Source organism: Streptomyces sp. 2-1 (assembly GCF_048564895.1).
GTDB lineage: Bacteria > Actinomycetota > Actinomycetes > Streptomycetales > Streptomycetaceae > Streptomyces > Streptomyces phaeochromogenes.
Window position 1 is genome coordinate 10366153 of the sequence record NZ_CP183383.1, and the last position, 16320, is coordinate 10382472.

General features: G+C 70.2%; 14 protein-coding genes. 9 read left to right on the forward strand and 5 right to left on the reverse strand.

Annotated features, from left to right (window positions below; all coding sequences use genetic code 11):
* Window positions 1–162: 162 nt before the first annotated feature.
* From ACN20J_RS45295 to ACN20J_RS45305, 3 genes are all read left to right on the forward strand, one after another.
* Window positions 163–405: a DUF6296 family protein gene (locus tag ACN20J_RS45295; protein WP_189842651.1), complete on the forward strand. Its 243-nt coding sequence runs from the start codon at window positions 163–165 to the stop codon at window positions 403–405.
* Window positions 406–588: 183 nt separating this feature from the next.
* A complete protein-coding gene (locus tag ACN20J_RS45300) occupies window positions 589–1794 on the forward strand; it encodes a cytochrome P450 family protein (protein WP_361886395.1) in 1206 nt (401 codons plus the stop codon).
* 563 nt (window positions 1795–2357) lie between these two features.
* Complete coding sequence (locus tag ACN20J_RS45305) at window positions 2358–4424, forward strand: DUF1996 domain-containing protein (protein WP_419669071.1); 2067 nt, start codon at window positions 2358–2360, stop codon at window positions 4422–4424.
* Between the two features lie 147 nt (window positions 4425–4571).
* Here ACN20J_RS45305 and ACN20J_RS45310 read toward each other — a convergent pair whose 3' ends face one another.
* The gene (locus tag ACN20J_RS45310) at window positions 4572–5171 is read right to left on the reverse strand and encodes a TetR/AcrR family transcriptional regulator (protein ID WP_419668304.1); all 600 of its coding nucleotides are present in this window, start codon (window positions 5169–5171) and stop codon (window positions 4572–4574) included.
* Window positions 5172–5260: 89 nt separating this feature from the next.
* Between ACN20J_RS45310 and ACN20J_RS45315 the strand changes: the two genes are divergently transcribed.
* Together ACN20J_RS45315 and ACN20J_RS45320 are read left to right on the forward strand one after the other, a co-directional pair.
* Window positions 5261–5689 carry a nuclear transport factor 2 family protein gene (locus tag ACN20J_RS45315; protein WP_361990132.1) on the forward strand — a complete coding sequence of 143 codons (429 nt, stop codon included), beginning with the start codon at window positions 5261–5263 and terminating at the stop codon, window positions 5687–5689.
* Window positions 5686–6540, forward strand: a complete 855-nt coding sequence (locus ACN20J_RS45320; RefSeq protein WP_419668305.1) for an NAD(P)H-binding protein — start codon at window positions 5686–5688, stop codon at window positions 6538–6540. Before ACN20J_RS45315 ends, ACN20J_RS45320 begins: the two co-directional genes overlap by 4 nt.
* A gap of 65 nt (window positions 6541–6605) precedes the next feature.
* Here the strand turns inward: ACN20J_RS45320 and ACN20J_RS45325 are convergent, their stop codons facing one another.
* From ACN20J_RS45325 to ACN20J_RS45335, 3 genes are all read right to left on the reverse strand, one after another.
* Window positions 6606–7100 (reverse strand): lamin tail domain-containing protein, encoded by a 495-nt coding sequence (locus ACN20J_RS45325; protein ID WP_189842646.1) that lies wholly within the window; start codon window positions 7098–7100, stop codon window positions 6606–6608.
* Window positions 7101–7309: 209 nt separating this feature from the next.
* Window positions 7310–8755 (reverse strand): glyceraldehyde-3-phosphate dehydrogenase, encoded by a 1446-nt coding sequence (locus ACN20J_RS45330; RefSeq protein WP_189842645.1) that lies wholly within the window; start codon window positions 8753–8755, stop codon window positions 7310–7312.
* 116 nt (window positions 8756–8871) lie between these two features.
* Window positions 8872–9480, reverse strand: a complete 609-nt coding sequence (locus ACN20J_RS45335) for a TetR/AcrR family transcriptional regulator (RefSeq protein ID WP_189842644.1) — start codon at window positions 9478–9480, stop codon at window positions 8872–8874.
* A gap of 223 nt (window positions 9481–9703) precedes the next feature.
* Here ACN20J_RS45335 and ACN20J_RS45340 point away from each other — a divergent pair, with 223 nt between their 5' ends.
* Genes ACN20J_RS45340 through ACN20J_RS45355 form a run of 4 tightly spaced genes read left to right on the forward strand, consistent with a single transcriptional unit; the run spans window position 9704 to window position 14541 of the window.
* Window positions 9704–10291, forward strand: coding sequence for a (2Fe-2S)-binding protein (locus ACN20J_RS45340; protein ID WP_190230025.1), 588 nt, complete (start codon window positions 9704–9706; stop codon window positions 10289–10291).
* Window positions 10288–11280: an FAD binding domain-containing protein gene (locus tag ACN20J_RS45345; RefSeq protein WP_361990142.1), complete on the forward strand. Its 993-nt coding sequence runs from the start codon at window positions 10288–10290 to the stop codon at window positions 11278–11280. Before ACN20J_RS45340 ends, ACN20J_RS45345 begins: the two co-directional genes overlap by 4 nt.
* Window positions 11277–13406: a xanthine dehydrogenase family protein molybdopterin-binding subunit gene (locus ACN20J_RS45350; protein WP_189842641.1), complete on the forward strand. Its 2130-nt coding sequence runs from the start codon at window positions 11277–11279 to the stop codon at window positions 13404–13406. The genes ACN20J_RS45345 and ACN20J_RS45350 overlap by 4 nt, the downstream gene beginning before the upstream one ends.
* Window positions 13399–14541, forward strand: coding sequence for an XdhC family protein (locus ACN20J_RS45355; protein WP_189842640.1), 1143 nt, complete (start codon window positions 13399–13401; stop codon window positions 14539–14541). The genes ACN20J_RS45350 and ACN20J_RS45355 overlap by 8 nt, the downstream gene beginning before the upstream one ends.
* Window positions 14542–14548: 7 nt before the next feature.
* On the opposite strand, the gene ACN20J_RS45360 is transcribed toward ACN20J_RS45355, so the two are convergent.
* Window positions 14549–16201 (reverse strand): PucR family transcriptional regulator, encoded by a 1653-nt coding sequence (locus ACN20J_RS45360; RefSeq protein ID WP_419668306.1) that lies wholly within the window; start codon window positions 16199–16201, stop codon window positions 14549–14551.
* Between the last annotated feature and the right edge of the window lie 119 nt (window positions 16202–16320).

Genomic DNA, 16320 nt, shown 5'->3' on the forward strand with positions numbered 1-16320 from the left:
GTCCCTGGGACAGCACGGCCCAGGCATGTGGGGTGGTACCTGGTGGACGCGGCCCGGTGCCGATGATCCCGGGCCGTCCGATGCTGCCGTCGGCACGATCTCGCCGCATCATGGAGAGGGGTACATTTGTGCGCTTTTGTTCCTGGAGTGCGGGAGGCCGTCATGCACAGCCCGGACCGGTACCGGCTGACCTTCACCCATGAGGGATCGGGCGTCGGCGCGACCACGGACAAGGTGGTCGTCGAACGGACCGACACCCTGGGACCGGGCGGAAACCCTGTCTACTGCGATCCCACCGGCATTCTCCGTGCCGAGATCAGCCCGGCGGGGGAGGTGCGGATGCTGGCCAGCGGCGGCTACCAGTCGCCCGTTCCACCGTCCGCCGAACCGCTCCGGCAGTCCTAGGAGCGTGACCAGCACACTCCGGCCACAGGGACGTACGCGGTGAGCCGGTAGCCCCAGTCACCCGCGGCGGTGCCCCTGCATGTCATGTACGGCATGGCTCGACGCGCCTGGCCGAAAGAGCCATTGGTCCTGTGACTGGTCCCGGTTAGCGTGCTTTTCAACCGATCATCAGGGGGAAACAGCATGTCAGCAGGGCCTGTTGTCGATCTGCAGCAACTCGGCGGGGACTTCACCCGCGATCCCTATCCCGTCTACGCCGAACTCCGCGCGGCCGGACCCGTACACCGGGTGCTCGACACCGACGGTGAGGAGGTGTGGTTCGTCGTCGGTTACGACGCGTGCCGTGCCGCCTTCACCGACCCCCGGCTCAGCCGGGACTGGCGCAAGTCCGGGAACATCGGCCAGATCGTCAACACCGAGCAGGACCAGCCGGCGCTCGCCCACATGCTGATGTCGGACCCGCCGGACCACACCCGGCTACGGCGGCTGGTGGCAAGGGAGTTCACCCCACGCCGTATCGACGCTCTGGCCCCCCGCGTCCAGGAGATCGCCGACGAACTGCTGGACGCGATGCTCGCGGGGGAGGAACGGCAGGCGGACCTGGTGGCGTCCTTCGCCTTTCCGCTGCCCATGACCGTCATCTGCGAACTGCTCGGCGTGCCCGCGCTCGACCGGGACGCCTTCCGCGCCTGGTCCAACGAGATGGTCGCCCGTACGAGTCCGGAGGCGGAGGCGCGCGCCTACCAGGAGATGCCGGCGTACCTCGCCGAACTGGTCGCGGCGAAGCGGAGCCGGCCCGGCCAGGATCTGCTGAGCGCGATGATCCACACCGTGGACGAGGGCGGCGACCGGCTCTCACCCGACGAACTCATCGGCATGTGCGTGCTGTTGCTCATCGCCGGCCACGAGACCACGGTCAACCTGATCGGCAACGGCATGCGGGCCCTGTTCGCGCATCCTGCCCAACTGGCCGACCTGCGAGCCGACTTCGGGCTGCTCGATGGCGCGATCGAGGAAATGCTCCGCTACGACGGCCCGGTGGAGAACTGCACGGACCGACTGGCGCTGGAGGACGTGGAGATGGGTGGCGTGACCATCCCCGCCGGTTCCACCGTCCTGATCGCCATGGCCGGCGCCGACCGTGATCCGGAGCGCTTCAAGCAGGCCGACCGGTTCGACATCCGCCGGGACTCGCGCGGCCACATCGCCTTCGGCCACGGCCTGCACTACTGCCTGGGCGCCCCGCTGGCCCGGCTGGAGGGGCGTATCGCGATCCGCACCCTCCTGGAACGCTGCCCGGACCTGAGGCTGGACGCGAACGAGTCCGAGCTGCCCTGGATGCGGGGGCTGTTGATCAGGGGTGCCCGCGAACTTCCCGTGCGCTGGTGAACCGGCGGTCCACCACGCCGGTGACCGACGGTGCTCCGGCCCTTGTTGGTTACCGGCAGTAATAAGGACTGCCGTCGCCGGACCCCGTCCGCCACCAGTACCTACGCGATGGCACGCCCTCATCGACAACCTGACTTCGCGGCGCCCGGCAGGCCTGTCTGCCGGGCGCCGCAAGGCGTTTCAGGCTCGGCTCCCGCTCCGCGGCGATGAAGGCGGCGCAGACGCGACGCGCGCTCGCCGCCCTTCTCTGGGGTAAGGTCCTCGTCACTTCGGAGGCGCCCGTATCTCTCCGTCACATTGACCGGCCTCGCACACCTGCCGGACGACGGAGCGTGTACGCGGACGAGGAGCAAGAAGCCGTATGGCGCCCTCGGGTGAGCTGGTTCATGAGAGGTTGCTATGAATCCGCGAGACGTTTGAACACTCGGGGCCTCCCCTCCGTATAGGGCGGGGGATTGCCATGCCGGCTCCGGCAACAGAAGCGTAGGAGTAGATCCTTGGGACGCAACACGCGCAGACGCCCAACAGGCGCACGACGCGCGACCATTGGGGCGGTCGCGCTGATGCTGGGCGGAGGTGGGCTGGTAGCGGCGAACGTCTACGCGACGGCCTCCGAGAGTGGTCAGAGCCAGGCCGGTCAGGTCCTGGCCTCGGGTGCCGCCACCATCGACTGCCCGGATGTGGGCAGCCAGCTGACGGCGGTGCCGGACGAGGCGAAGGCGGAGGTCGACAAGGAACTCGCCCTCCTCGACAAGCAGATCGCCGAGGCCTACCAGCGGTTGCAGCAGTCGACGCAGGCCATCCAGCAGGACGGTGCCTTCGCCGAGAACTCGATCATGAACCCGCTGAAGGAGAAGCGAGCCGCGACCATCGAGCGGATCGCGATAGCCGTCGACCGGGTGGGGGACCGTCCGCAGGGCCTCGAGGCCTTCGCGGCCTGCATACTTCGCGCCTCGGGCAACCAGGGCGAACAGGGCGGCGACGGACAGAACGGCGAGCAGGGCGGCGAAGAGCAGCAGCAGGGCGACAACCAGGACGGTCAGAACCAGGGCGAAGGCCAGGACAACGGTCAGAACCAGGACAACGGCCAGGGTCAGGGCGACGAGCAGGGTGATCAGCAGGGCGGCAACGGCGGCCAGGCCGGCAACGGCCCTGTGGCCGCCGACTTCGTTGACATCAAGTCGGTCCAGCCCAACGTGCAGAGCCCGCGCAAGCAGGGCAACGCCTCCCGCGGCACCTTCAGCACCGCCTGCGGTGTGAACGAGAACGGCCTGTTCAACTCCGACAACGTGATCGTGGCCCCCGGTGTCACCAACGGCGCCCACCACTTCCACGACTACGTCGGCAACCAGGGCAACAACGCCTTCGCGAGCGACCAGGACCTGGCCGACGCCGATACGTCCTGTGAGAACCAGGGCGACAAGTCCTCGTACTTCTGGCCTGTGATCCGTCTGCAGAACGGCGCCCAGGAGCAGGACGCCGGTTCTCCCGGCGGTGGCATCGAGGGCAACGCCGGTGAGATCGTCACGCCGAAGCAGGTGACCATGACCTTCGTGGGCAACCCGCAGAGCAAGGTCACCGAGATGCCGAAGCTGCTGCGCATCATCACCGGAGACGCCAAGGCGTTCGTCAACGGCACCGCCAACGCCAACGCCTCATGGAGCTGCACCGGGTTCGAGGACCGGCAGCTGAAGGACAAGTACCCGCTCTGCCCGCAGGGCAGTGACGTGGTCCGCACCTTCAAGTTCCAGAGCTGCTGGGACGGCAACAACATCGACAGCGCCAACCACCGCACCCACGTGGCCTTCGCCGACGCCAACGGCGTCTGCGGGAACGGCTTCAAGGCCATCCCGCAGCTCGTCCAGCGGATCGTCTACGACATCGACGCGCCCAGCCTGAACGACGGCGGACGTACAACTCCGCTGTTCGCGGTCGACTCCTTCCCGGAGCAGCTGCACAAGCCGGTCACCGACCACGGCGACTTCATCAACGTCTTCGACGAGGACCTGATGGGGGAGATGGTGGACTGCATCAACGGAGGCCGGAAGTGCGACGCCGCCGACGGTGCGGGTGACGGTGACGGTGGCGGCGCGGGCGAGGAACCCGGCAACTCCCCGTCGCCGACGCCCGAGAACCCGCCCGGCGGCGGGAACAACGGGGACGACGACCCCGCGGACAACGGCAATGGGAACGGCAACGGCGGCGACAACGGCAACGGTGGCGAGGACACCCCGTCGCCCACCGCCACCGCCCCGTCCGGTGGGAACAACCAGGACGACGAGCCCGCCGACAACGGCGCCGAGAACACGCAGAAGCCTTCCGCCGACAGCACCCAGGCCCCCAACCCCGCCGACGGCGAGGACAAGGGCAACGGCGAAGCGGTCCCGAAGGCCGAATCGTCCCCGTCGGCCGTCCAGAGTGACGATGCCGCGGCTACGGGCGGCGACGACAACGACCTCGGCGGCGCTGTGCCTGGCCCCGAACCGTCGAGCGCCTCGGTGCTCGAACCGCAGGCGACCTCGGGCGGACTCGCCGACACCGGGACGCAGTTGTGGCCGGCCGCGGCCGGAGCGCTGCTCCTGCTCGCCGGGTTCGTACTGCTCCGCCGTATCAACAGCAGGCAGACGTGACGCGGTACCGCCACGGTGAGGTAGCGCCACGACGGGGTAGCGCCACAACGAGGTAACGCCGTATCGCAGTCACGGCATCGAGGAGCCGACCGGGGAAACCCGGTCGGCTCCTCGCTTGTGTGCGGGCCCGTAGCTCGGTGCGACCGTCTACCGCGGCGCCTCGTCCGGACCGGAACCGAGCACCTCGGCGACGAAGGTCGCCAACTGCTTCCGCATGTCTTCCCGGGACACGCCCTTCTGGCCGGCCAGGTGCTCGACGAGGTCGGCCCGGACGGTGGCGAGCAGCGCGTGCCCGGTGAAGTCGCTGTTGGTGAGGCCGGGAATCTGCTCCAGTGCGGACCGGAGCAGGCTGTGCCAGCGCTCGTAGTGCTCCGCCTGGTAGGGGCTGTCGTTGCCGGTCGCCTCCAGGGCCAGGGCGAGATGGCGGTTGTCGAGCTTGAAGCACAGGAGGGCGTCGAGCAGGGCGGGTACGCGCTGAAGCGGGGGAGTGTCCGGCCCCAGCGGCGGTGGGCCTTCCTCGACGGCGCTCCCGACCGGTTCGAGTCGCGTCGCGTACAGCGCCCGGATCAGTCCGGTGCGGTCGCCGAAGGCCCTGAAGAGCGTCCCCTTGCCGACGCCGGCCGCCGTCGCGATGTCGGCCATGGTGACGTCCTCGGGGCTCTCGCACTCGGTGAAGAGCGTGTCGGCTGCCGCGAGGACGGCGGCCCGGTTACGGGCCGCGTCCTTGCGTGGTCTGCGCTCGGTCATGCTGCTCCTCCATTTGCGAAACGGACCCTGGGTCCGTATCGTCCATTGAAACGGACCAGCGGTCCGTATCGTACTGGACGGAGCAACGCATGCCCGCGAACACCTCACCGGCAGATCTGTACCGCCACAGCCTGCGCCTGCTGCTGGACAAGAACATCCCCGCCTGGGTCGACCTGTGGGCCGAGAACGGCGTCATGGAGTTTCCCTTCGCGCCCCCCGGCTGGCCCGGGCGGCTGGAGGGCAAGGAGGCCATCGCCGCCTACATGCGCCACTATCCCGACCACATCGACCTGCACGACATCCGCGACGTGCGGATTCACCAGACCACCGAGCCCGACGTCATCGTGGTCGAGATGCGCGGTGTGGGCCGGGTCGTGGAGACCGGCGGCCCCTTCGACATGACCTATATCGCCGTCGTGACCTTCCAGGACGGGCTCATCTCCTCCTACCGCGACTACTGGAACCCGCTCGCCGTCCAGGAACCCGGCGTCGACTTCGTCGCGAGCGGCACCCGATGAGCAGCACCGGCAGGACTCTGGTCATCGGTGCCACCGGTACGACCGGCAGCCGTATCGCCGAGCAACTGATCGCCGCCGGCCATCGCGTCAAGGCCGCCAGCCGTCGCGCGACTCCGGTGCCGGGCGCGGAACCGGTCCGCTTCGACTGGGGCGATCCTGGGACCCACGCCGAGGCGCTCGACGGGGTCGACCGCGTCTACCTCATCCCGCCCCTGGGCGACTCCGACCCGGCGTCGGTCATGCTGCCCTTCCTGCGGCAGGCCCGCGCCGCCGGGGTGCGCCGTGTGGTGCTCCTCAGTTCCTCGGCCGTACCCGAGGGCGGCCCGGCGGTGGGAATGGTGCATCAGGCGCTGCCCGGCCTGTTCGACGAGTGGGCGGTGCTGCGGCCCTCGTGGTTCATGCAGAACTTCACCGGAGCGCACGCCCACGCCGAAAGCATTCGTGCGGACGGCACCATCCTGACCGCGGCCGGCACCGGCCGTGTCGGGTTCGTCGACGCCGACGACATCGCCGCCGTCGCCGTGCGTGCCCTCATCGACGACCGCGCCCCCAACACGGATCTGGTCCTGACCGGGCCGGAGGCGCTCAGCCACGACGACATCGCCGCGATCGTCACGGAGGTCACCGGTCGACCCGTGGTCCACCGCCGACTGGCCCATGAACAACAGCGGGACCGCCTCGCGGCGTTCATACCGCTGGAGTTCGCCACGATGCTGGCCGACATGGACCACGCCATCGCCGGTGGCGCCGAGGACCGCACCACCGGCACCGTCCAACTCCTCACGGGCCGCCCGCCCAACGGATTCCGCGCGGTTGCCGAACGCGAGTTGAGCGATCCAGTCCCCTTGTAAGGGGCCGCCGGTATGCGCCTGTTCGCCGGACACCGGGTCGGCCCGGCGCCCGACGAACCGCAAGGTCAGCCGTGGTAGCCGATGTAGCCGTTGCCGTCCCGGTCGTTGTTGCTCTTCGTGTAGCTGTGCACGTCCGCACGGCTGCCCGCGGGCTTGTAGAGGTAGATGGTGTCGGCGTCGTTGTTCCACATGAAGTTGCAGTTGTCGCGGTAGACGACGTTGTTGGCATCGGAGTCGTTGCCGTTGCCGCCGCGCAACTTCACATAGTCACCGGGCTGGAGATAGTGGTTCGCGGTGAAGGCGAACCGGTTCCCGGTCTTGTCCTTGACGACGTAGCCCTTGAGATTGACGGTCGCCGAGGACGAGTAGTTCTTGATGGTCAGGTATTCCTGGTGAGTGTTGCCGGTGGTGCATCTGTTGGAGTCGCTGCCGGGTGCGTCGTACTGGATGCCCCGGACCTTCAACGCCGATGTGTACTCGGCCGCCTGGGCCGGGGCGGCAACGAGAACCGCCAGCGCACCGGCTGTGAAGGACACGGCTATGACAGGGTGCTTTCGCATGGGAATCCCCCTCCGGATCGCTATGAGGCACTGGAGCCTAGCCATGCCGTGAACGAAGTGTGTCGGGTTGGGGGTTATTGCGATTTCCGTCATGAAAACGTGATAGCGGCGCGAAAGGTGCGGTCCGGGAATTCCCAGGACCACGACGCGAACGTCCCGGCCGACCCGCACTCTCATGCGGGACAGCCGGGACGGTCAGTGCAGCGGGATCAGACCGCCGGGGCCGGGTACGTCGGGTACTCGACCCCGGAGACGTGCTGGACGACGCGGATGACCTGGCACGAGTAGCCGAACTCGTTGTCGTACCAGAGGTAGAGGATCGCGTTGTCGCCGTCGACCTTGGTGGCGCCGGCGTCGACGATCGAGGCGTGGCGCGATCCGATGAAGTCGTTCGAGACCGCGTCCGGGGCGCTGGTGAAGTCGATCTGGCGCTTGAGCGGCGAGGTCAGCGACACGTTGCGGAGGTAGTCGAGGACCTCGTCGCGGGTGGTCTCGCGTCCGAGCCGCAGGCTGAGGATCGCGATCGAGACGTCCGGAACGGGCACCCGGATCGAGCTGCCCGTGATGGGCGCCTTGAGGTCGGGCAGCGCCTTGGCGACGGCGGAGGCTGCTCCCGTCTCGGTGATGACCATGTTGAGCGGCGCGGAACGGCCGCGGCGGTCGGCCTTGTGGTAGTTGTCCAGCAGGTTCTGGTCGTTGGTGAACGAGTGGACGGTCTCCACGTGGCCGCGCACGACACCGTACTCGTCCGCCATCGCCTTCAGCGGCGGGACGATCGCGTTGGTGGTGCAGGAGGCGCAGGACAGGATCTGCTCGTCCGGCTTGATCGTGTCGTGGTTGACGCCGTGCACGATGTTCGGGACGTCGCCCTTGCCGGGCGCGGTCAGGACGACCTTGTCGATACCGGGACGCAGGTGCCCCGAGAGGCCCTCGCGGTCGCGCCACTTGCCGGTGTTGTCGATCAGGATGGCGTCCCTGATGCCGTACGCCGTGTAGTCGACCTCCGACGGGTCGCTCGCGTAGATCACCTTGATCTCGTTGCCGTTGGCGATGATCGTGCTGTTCGCCTCGTCGACGGTGATCGTGCCCTGGAACTGGCCGTGGATGGAGTCGCGGCGCAGCAGCGAGGCGCGCTTCACGATGTCCTGCTCGCCACCCCGGCGGACCACGACCGCACGCAGGCGCAGACCGTTCCCGGAACCGGTCTTCTCGATCAGCAGGCGGGCGACGAGGCGGCCGATACGGCCGAAGCCGTAGAGGACGACGTCGCGCGGCTCACGGCGATCGATCTTGTTGGCGCCCGTGGCGCCGGCGACGGACTCGGCGGTGAACTCGCGCACCGACAGACCGCGGTCGTCGGCCTTGTACGTCGCGGCGAGCATGCCGAGGTCGATCTGCGAAGGCCCGAGATCGAGCTCGGTGAGGGTCTGCAGGAACGGCAGCGTCTCGGTGACCGAGAGCTCCTCGCCGGCTATCTGCCGGGCGAATCGGTGGGTCTTGAGGATGCTGACCACCGACTTGTTCACCAGAGAGCGGCTGTGCAGCAGGACCGTGACGTCCCGCTCCCGGTGCAGCTTCCCGATGAGGGGGATCATCGACTCCGCGATCTCCTCGCGGGTCTTCCAGTTGGTGAACGAGTCGTCATTGACAGTCACAGGTTTATCTTTCGAGCTAGGCGGCGCTCATATGCTAAACCGTCGCCTTTTTGATCACGCCAGCGGCATCGGTCGAGCGGATGGCGTGCCCGCCCGTGGCGGCCGAACGGCGTCGCTCAGCGTCCCGGTGCGGCCGGTCCGGATCCGGCCGGTCCGGGCGCGCCCACGCGCAGCCCGTCCATGACCAGGTCCAGGAGCCGGGTGGCGCGGGGCTGCCAGTCGCCGGCCGGGTCGATCAGCCAGAGGCCGCCGATGGCGAGGATGAAGTCGTCCGCGGTGACGCCCGGGCGGATGGTGCCGGCTTCCTCGTTGGCGCGGAGGAGGAGTTCGGCCGCTTCGGACACCGGGGCGTGCCCGGGCTTCGCCAGGTTCCCCGGACCGCTCGTCGCCTGCTGGATCGCGTTCGCGAGGCCGGCCTTGGCCATGCCGAACCGGGCGAGCTGGTCCATCCACTCGCGCAGCGCCTGCTCGGGTTCCCGCGTCTCGAGCAGCTGGGCCGCGCTGTCGGCGACCTGCTGCATCTCGTGGCGGTAGATCTCCAGGACGAGGGTCTCCCGATTGGGGAAGTTCCGGTAGAACGTGCCCTGCCCGACGCCCGCCTTCCTGGCGATCACGCTGAGCGGGGTGTCCGCGGAGTTCGTCAGCTCGACCAGGGCCACCTTCAGGATGCGTTCGCGATTCCGCTGCGCGTCCGAGCGCTGGGGTCCGTCCTTCTTGGGCTGCACTCGTCCTCCTCGCGGGTCCGTGTCCGAATCCCGACCTTGCTCAACCGGACAACTGTCCGTTACGTTTCCTGTGAGCGGACAACTGTCCGGTTGAGCTCATCCTAGCGCTGGGCGCGGCCGGTGTGGACGCCCGTGACCGGTGTCACCAGCATTCCCTCTCTGACTCTTCTGCCCGCCGGACCGTCCCTCGGACGCCCTTCGGGAACGCGAAAGAAGGCTGATCATGGCCCCAGCCACCCCCTCGACGCATAGCGCCATCAGTCTGAACATCAACGGCGAGAAACACACGCTCTCCGTCGACCACCGCACCACCCTGCTCGACGCCCTGCGCGAGCGCCTCGACATGACCGGCACCAAAAAGGGCTGCGACCAGGGGCAGTGCGGTGCCTGTACCGTCCTGCTCGACGGCCGCCGGGCCGTGTCCTGTCTGCAGCTCGCCGTGGCGGCCGAGGGTCGTGAGATCACCACCATCGAAGGCATGGCCGCCGGCGATCAACTCCACCCGGTGCAGCAGGCGTTCCTCGACCTCGACGGCTATCAGTGCGGCTACTGCACGCCCGGCCAGATCTGTTCGGCGATCGCGGTGATCGAGGAGCACGCGGCCGGCTGGCCGAGCGCCGTCACCGAGGACGTCCGGCCCGAAGCCGGACCACCACCGCTGAGCGCCGACGAGATCCGCGAACGGATGAGCGGCAACCTGTGCCGCTGCGGCGCGTACGTGTCCATCGTCGAGGCCGTCGCCCGTGGGGCCGCCGAGACGCAGACCGTGACGTCCGCGGGCCTCCCGCAGACCGAGGAGGCGGCGGCATGAGGGAGTTCGGATATCAGCGGGTGTTCGACGTCTCCGGCGCGGTCGCGCTGCTCGACGCCGATCCCGACGCCCGCTTCCTGGGCGGCGGCACCAACCTCGTCGACCTGATGAAGACCGGCGTCGAGCGGCCCGGCCGGCTCGTCGACGTCCGCGAACTCCCGCTGGACACCATCGAGTTGACGCGGGACGGCAGCCTCCGCATCGGAGCGACCGTCACCAACAGCGACCTCGCTGCGCACCCCGAAGTCCGGCGCCGCTACCCGGCGTTGACGCAGGCTGTGCTGGCCGGCGCCTCCGGGCAGCTGCGCAACATGGCCACCGTCGGCGGGAACCTGCTCCAGCGCACCCGCTGCGGCTACTTCGCCGACGTGACCAAGCCCTGCAACAAGCGCGTCCCGGGCAGCGGTTGCCCCGCCATCAAGGGCGAGCACCACAACCACGCGATCCTCGGCGCCTCCGACCGCTGCGTCGCGACCCACCCTTCCGACATGGGCGTGGCGCTGACCGCCTTCGACGCGGTCGTGTCGTACGAAACGGCCGACGGACCGGGGGAAGTGCCGCTCAGCTGGCTCTACCTGCCCGTGGGAGACACTCCGCACCGCGAGACGGACCTGCCGCCGGGCGCGCTGATCACCCATGTCACGCTGCCGCCCGCCCCGGTCGCCGCCAACTCCCGCTACCGCAAGGTGCGCGAGCGCGCCTCGTACGCCTTCGCGATCGGCTCGATCGCCGCCGCGCTCGACGTCCAGGACGGCGTCGTACGCGAGGTGCGCCTGGCCTTCGGAGCGGTCGCGTCCCGGCCGTGGCGGGCCCGCGCCGCCGAACGCGTACTGACCGGTGGACCGGCCGACGCCGAGGCCTTCGCCGCCGCCGCGGACGCCGAACTCGCGGCCGCCCGGCCGCTGCCGCACAACGGATACAAGGTGACCCTGATGCGCAACCTCGTGGTGGCCGAGCTGACCCGACTCGCCGAGGAGGCCACCCGATGACCACCGTCACGACCGGCACCCGGGCGGTCAAGGGAGCCGTCGGCACCGCGCACACCCGCGTCGAGGGCCGCGACAAGGTCACCGGAGCGGCCCGCTACGCCGGAGAGATCCCCTTCGCCGAACTCGCCCACGGCTGGCTGGTGTTGTCGACCGTCGCCCGGGGCCGCGTCCGCTCGGTGGACACCGCGCCGGTTCTCGGTATGCCGGGCGTGATCGCGGTCCTGCACCACGAGAACGCCCCGCGGGTCGAGACCGACTACCCGGGGCTGCTCGGGTCCGCGCCGGATCCGACCGTCGCCGTGTTCCAGCACGACCGGGTGCCGCACATGGGCTGGCCGGTCGCCCTGGTCGTCGCCGAGACCTCCGAAGAGGCCCGGGAAGCCGCCGAAGCCCTCGTGGTGCACTACGAGGTGGAACCGCACGACGTCGACTTCTACGCGGGACACCCGGACGCCTACGCGGCGGAGGGCCATATGCCGGGCGTGGTGGAGAAGGGCGACCTGGAGGCCGAACTCGCCGCGTCCGCCTTCGTGGTGGACGAGCGGTACACCACCCCGGAGGAACACCACAACTCGATGGAGCCCCACGCGGCGACGGCCCGCTGGGACGGCGGCCGGCTCGAAGTCGTCGACTCCAACCAGGGCACGACCTGGGTCGCCGGCGAACTGGCCAACCTGTTCTCGCTCGACCCGGCCTCGGTGTGGGTGCGCTCCGAACACGTCGGCGGCGGCTTCGGCAGCAAGGGCGTCCGCCCGCACCAGGTGGCCGCGGTGATGGCCGCGACCACCCTGCAGCGCCCGGTCCGGGTCGTCATGACCCGCCGTCAGATGTTCTCGCTGGCCGGCTACCGCAGCCCCACCACACAGCAGGTCAGGCTCGGCGCCGACACCGACGGGCGGCTGCGCGCGCTGGACCACGGCTCGCTGAGCCTCACCTCGACCGTGCACGAGTTCGTCGAGCCCAGCGCCGGTGTGGCACGGGTGATGTACGACGCCGACGCCCACCACACGGCCAACCGGATCGTACGGCTCGACGTGCCGACGCCGACCTGGATGCGCGGGCCGGGTGAGGCGCCGGGGTCGTTCGCCATCGAGTCGGCGTTCGACGAACTCGCCGAGAAGTGCGGCCTCGACCCGATCGAACTGCGCGTCCGCAACGAACCCGCGCTGGGCCCCGTGTCCGGTCTGCCGTTCAGCGGCCGGAACCTCATCGCCTGCTTCCGCAAGGGCGCGGGCAGGTTCGGCTGGGCGGACCGCGACCCGCGTCCCGGACTGCGGCGCGACGGACGCTGGCTGCTGGGCACCGGGACGGCGGCGGCGTCCTTCCCGGCCGGTGCCGCCCCGTCCACGGCGGCCATCACGGCGGAGGCGGACGGCACCTTCACCGTGCGGATCAACGCGGCGGACATCGGCACCGGGGCGCGGACCGCGCTCACCCTGATCGCGGCCGACGCGCTGGAGGTGGCACCGGACCACATCCGCGTGCGCCTCGGCGACAGCGACCTCGGACCGGCGATGATCGCGGGCGGCTCGATGGGCACCCGTTCCTGGGCCTGGGCCGTCACGGCCGCGGCCGGCGATCTGCGCGAGCGGCTCGCCCTGGGCGACGGCATTCCGCCGGAGGGGATCACGGCCCGGTCGAACACGACCGAGGCCATCGGTGCCCTCGCTCCGAAGGAACGCCACTCCTTCGGAGCCCAGTTCGCCGAGGTGGCCGTGGACGTCACCACCGGCGAGGTACGGGTGCGCCGCATGCTCGGCGTCTTCGCGGCGGGCCGGATCGTCAACCCCCTCACCGCCCGCAACCAGTTGGTCGGCGGCATGACCTGGGGCATCTCCATGGCCCTGCACGAGGAAGCGGTCCGGGACCGGGTCACCGGCGGCCACTACGGAGCCGACCTCGCCGGCTACCACGTCGCCGCGCACGCCGACGTACCGCACATCGAGGCCGACTGGGTGGACGACCCCGACCCGGACGACCCCGTCGGGATCAAGGGAATCGGCGAGGTCGGCATCGTGGGCGCGGCAGCCGCCATCGCCAACGCGGTCTGGCACGCGACCGGCGTACGCCACCGGAACCTGCCCATCCGGCCCGACCGCGTCCTCATGGCAGGCCAGGATGCTTGACATCGGCGAGGAGTTGCACGGCTGGGCGGAGGGGGGCCGGGACTTCGCCGTCGCCACCGTCGTGGCCGTCGGAGGCAGCGCTCCGCGCGGCCCCGGCGCCGCCCTCGCGGTCGACAGCGAGGGAACGGTCATCGGCTCGGTGTCCGGCGGCTGCGTGGAAGGCGCGGTGTACGAGCTGTGCGAACAGGCGTTGGCAGACGGTGAGAGTGTCCTGGAGCGGTTCGGCTACAGCGACGAGGACGCCTTCGCGGTCGGCCTGACCTGCGGCGGGATCATCGACATCCTCGTCACACCGGTGCGCGCGACAGCGCCCGCCCGGACGGTGTTCCGGTCGGCGCTGTCGGCCTCGGCCCAGGGCGAGCCGACCGCCTTCGCCCGGGTCGTCCGCGGCCCGGCCGAACTCATGGGCCAGGCCCTGCTCGTACGGCCCGACGGATCGTACGAGGGCGGGCTCGGCGGGCACCCCGACCTGGACCGGACGGCGGCGGCGCAGGCCCACGCCATGCTGGACAACGGCAGCACCGGAACGGTCGAGCTTTCCGCGGACGGATCGCACTGCCCTGGTGGCATCACGCTGCTCGTCGAGACGCGCGTCCCGCCGCCCCGCATGATCGTCTTCGGTGCGATCGACTTCGCGTCCGCGTTGGTCAGGGTCGGCAAGTTCCTCGGCTACCACGTGACGGTCTGCGACGCCCGACCTGTCTTCGCCACCCGGGCGCGCTTCCCCGACGCCGACGACATCGTCGTCGACTGGCCGCACCGCTACCTCCGGCGCACCGCGACCGACGCCCGCACGGTCCTGTGCGTACTCACCCACGACGCCAAGTTCGACGTGCCCCTGCTGAAGGAGGCACTGCGGATGCCGGTCGCGTTCGTCGGCGCGATGGGCTCGCGTCGCACGCACACCGACCGCGAACGCCGACTGCGTGAAGTCGGCCTGACGGAACGGGAGTTGGCCAGGCTCAGCTCGCCGATCGGGCTCGACCTCGGGGCCCGTACGCCCGAGGAGACGGCCCTGTCCATCGCGGCGGAGATCGTCGCGGCCCGGCGGGGTGGCACGGGCGTCCCGCTGACCGGCTCGGACGCGCCGATCCACCGAGAGGGGGGCGAGCGGGGCGCCGCGGTGGCCGCCTGAGGGGGCGTCAGCCCAGCCGGGACACGTCGAGCGCGATGAGGGCCACGTGCAGTTCGGTCCGGCGCTCGCCGGATTCGAGGTCGAGGTCGAGAAGCCGCTCGATGGTGTGCAGCCGTTGGTAGAGCGTCTGCCGGGACAGCTCGCCCCGGCGGGCGGCGGTGGTCTTGTTGCCGGCGGCGTCCAGGTAGTGGCGCAGCGTCGTCAGCAGGCTGGTGCCGTGCCGGCTGTCGTGGTCGATGAGCTGGGCGAGCTGCCGCTCGGCGAAGCTCTGGACACGTGGGTCCTGGCGCACCGCGTACAGAAGGTGCCGCAGGCCGATGTCGGACAGCTCGTAGTAGGGCTTGTCCGAGGAATGCGGCAGGGCCGCCTCCGCGACACGCGTCGCCTCGCGGAAGGAACGGGCCGCGCGGGAGAGGTCGGTGACCTCGGAGCCGACACTCACGACGGCCCCCGCGTCCAGGTTCAGCGCGGTGCGGCCGAGCTGTTCGACCGTGGGCCGCCAGGACCCCGAGGGGCGCAGGGACAGCAGCACGCCCACGCGTCCGGGGGCCAGTTCGCCCACGAGGGCCGGCACGGTCACCGTCCGCAGGTCCTCGGCCAGCCGGGTTTCCAGGTCCTCGCCGCCCGGGTGGGTGGGGGTGTCGATCAGGACGGCGAGGAAATGGCACTCCTCGGTGGGCAGGCCCAGGGCGGCGGCGCGGGCCCGGGCCTCGTCGGGGGAGCGGTGCCGCTGCTCGGCTATGTCCCGCAGCGCGGTGCGGTGCGCGCTCCGCTCCCAGGTCGTCGCGTGGATGAGTCGGGCGATCGTCAGGGTCATCGCCGTCCGTTCCAGCACGGCCACGTCCTCGGGGCCGAACGACGTGGTACCGGGGGTCCGGGTCGGGGCGGGGAGCATGATGACGCGGCCCCACGGTTCGCCGCGGTACTCCACCGGTGCCACGAGCCAGTGTTCGGGACCGAGCACCTCCGTGTGGTCGCGGGAAGGCGTCGCCCGCGAACGCCGCTCCCACCCGGTGAGCGCCTCCTCGACGGTCCGGCCCGAGGGTTCGCAGATCACCGCGTGGTGGACCAGGTTCTCCAGCACGACGGTGTGGCCGCTCGTCTCCGCCGCCGCCCGGACCACCTCCTCCGGGGAGGCGCCGCGCAGCGTCAGCGCGGTGAACGCCTCGTGGATCTGCTGGGTCCTGCGCATCGCCTGCATCTGGTTGCCGACGATCAGCGCGTGGACGACCTGGGTGACCTCGAGGAAGTTGACGTCCTTGGACAGGGTGACGAGCGGCAGACCGCGGCTGCGGCAGGCCTGCACGAGCGCCTCGGGCGGGCGGTGGTACCGGCGGACCAGTTCGATCACGAGGGCCGCCGCACCGATGTCGGCGAGTTCGTCCACGTACCGCCGGACCTCGGCGGCCTGCTCCGGCAGCGGCATACCGGTGGTGAGGACGAGTTCCCCGCCCTTCAGGAACGAAGCGGGATCCGTGAGCTCGGTGATGTGCACCCACTGGACCCGCCGGTCGAGCCCGGACTCGCCGGCGACCACCCGGGGCTGCCCCGCGGCCAGCACGGGAAGCCCCAGCACGTCGCCCACGGTGAGGGGACGGCCCGTCACGGCCTCCGGCTCGTTCCCGTGCGGCCCTCCGGCCGTCCGGTGTTCCTCACTCACGGTGCCTCCATACGTGCCCGGCCACTCTGACAAGCACCCGCCACCTGCGCAGGGCCGGTCCGGCGGCCGTTGACCGAGTCGTTGACGACGTGCCCGGCTCCGTGAGGTTGACACATCGT